Source organism: Mucilaginibacter sp. P5_A4 (assembly GCF_056400605.1).
Window position 1 is genome coordinate 1 of sequence record NZ_JBFUKX010000122.1, and the last position, 1,976, is coordinate 1,976.

Here is a 1,976-nt window from a genome sequence, read left to right on the forward strand (position 1 = left end):
GTATATACTCTTTAATTATATCCAATATGTAATCATAATGACTTTCATTCAAACCCGGCCAAACTCCTAACCAAAAGGATTGATTCATAATAATATCGGTATTAGCCAAATCACCAACCACACGATGGTTAATGTTGGCATAAGCTGGCTGACGCAATAAATTTCCCCCGAATAATAAACGTGTACCAATTTTTTTCTCTTCCAAATATTGAACAAGCATGTGTCTGTCTGCTGCATCACCCTCACGCAAGGTTAATAAAAATCCAAACCATGATGGATCGCTATGAGGTGTTGGTTCCGGTAAAATAAATATATCTTCCAGCTCTTTCATGCGCTCATACAAAGCCTTATAATTTTCCCGGCGGCGCTGCACAAAATGGTCTGCTTTTTTTAATTGGGACACTCCAAATGCTGCCTGCATATCAGTAACTTTTAAATTAAAGCCGATATGAGAATATGTGTATTTGTGATCATAGCCATAAGGCAACGAGCCCAGTTGCTGCGAAAATCGGCATCCACAAGTATTATCTTTGCCGGGCTCACAATAACAATCGCGGCCCCAATCCCTAAAACTTTCTGCAACTTTTGCCAATTCCGGATTGTTAATTAAAACAGCCCCCCCCTCACCCATGGTAATATGGTGTGCCGGATAAAATGAAAAGGTGGAAATATCACCAAAAGTGCCAGTTTTTTGACCTCTGTAAGTGGCGCCAAGTGAATCACAATCATCTTCAACCACCCATAAATTATATTTTTTGGCAACCCGCATTACCTCATCCAGGTTAAAGGGGTTTCCTAATGAGTGCGCTATCATAATGGCTTTCGTTTTTGGCGATACAGCAGTTTCAATATCCTCAGCCTTTACATTATGAGTAGCAATATCAACATCAACAAAAACAGGTATAGCACCAAATTGGATCATTGGGTTTACGGTAGTAGGAAAACCTGCTGCTACAGTAATAACTTCATCGCCAGGTTTTACCGCACGATCTCCCAGTTTAGTTGATGTTAACGCGTAAAAAGCCACCAGATTGGCCGATGAGCCTGAATTGACCAACAATGCTTTAGGTGCACCAAAGTATTTTGCAAAATCATATTCAAATGAATTTGCAAAGCGCCCGGCCGTAAGCCAACCATCAAGCGCAGCATCCACGCCTAATAAAATATCATCTTCGTCCAAAACTTTACCGGTAACTGGAATATAATTTTGACCAGGTATTATAGTTTGGGTAGTTTTTATTTTAGCAATTTCTCTCAGACCTTTTTCGAGGTCGGCATTAATTATATTTTTTAACATATTTCTTTATGAGTACGTATATCAAATTAAGTACTTTCCATTTCTATCGGTTTTGCAAAAGGTTCCATTTCTGTTATGGGTTTACCAAATGCAATTTTAGGATAAGTGTTTGTATAAGGATCTATCATAACCTGCAACAACACAGGTTGAGCAAAATTTTCTTCATCCCACATCCACTTTACGGCATATTCCATCTCTTCTTCGGTAGTTATGGTACGCGCATTCATATCATAAGCTTTTGCAACCTTTTCAAAATCTGGTGCATTATATCCCCAATAAGTTGATTGATAGCGTGATTCAAAGTAACTATCCTGAAACTGACGAATCATTCCCAGATTTTTGTTATTCATAACTACTATTTTAACAGGTAGTTTATTACGAACAACGGTTTGCAGTTCCTGTATATTTATTTGCATGCATCCGTCGCCGGCAATTACTACAACAGGAGCCCTATCCAACGCAAAACACGCACCGATTGCTGCCGGTAAGGCATAGCCCATAGCTCCCATACCGCCAGAAGTTAGGAACAACTGGTCTTTTGATATTTCTATAGATTGCGCTGCCCACATTTGGTGGCTACCTACATCGGCAACGTAGCATTTAGCCTTAGTTGAATTTTGTGATAGCGTATGAATAAAGCAGTTCGGGTTGATACCAATTGGTTCAAGCTCTTTTACAT

The 1,976-nt window shown here is 39.4% G+C and carries 2 protein-coding genes; both read right to left on the reverse strand.

The features are described 5' to 3' along the window. A partial coding sequence (rfbH, locus tag AC1DQW_RS27515) for a lipopolysaccharide biosynthesis protein RfbH (RefSeq protein ID WP_477456989.1) occupies window positions 1-1,297 on the reverse strand: 1,297 nt, incomplete at its 3' end. 26 nt (window positions 1,298-1,323) lie between these two features. Continuing rightward, window positions 1,324-1,976 (reverse strand): thiamine pyrophosphate-dependent enzyme (locus AC1DQW_RS27520; protein WP_477456990.1); only part of this gene is annotated, 653 nt, incomplete at its 5' end.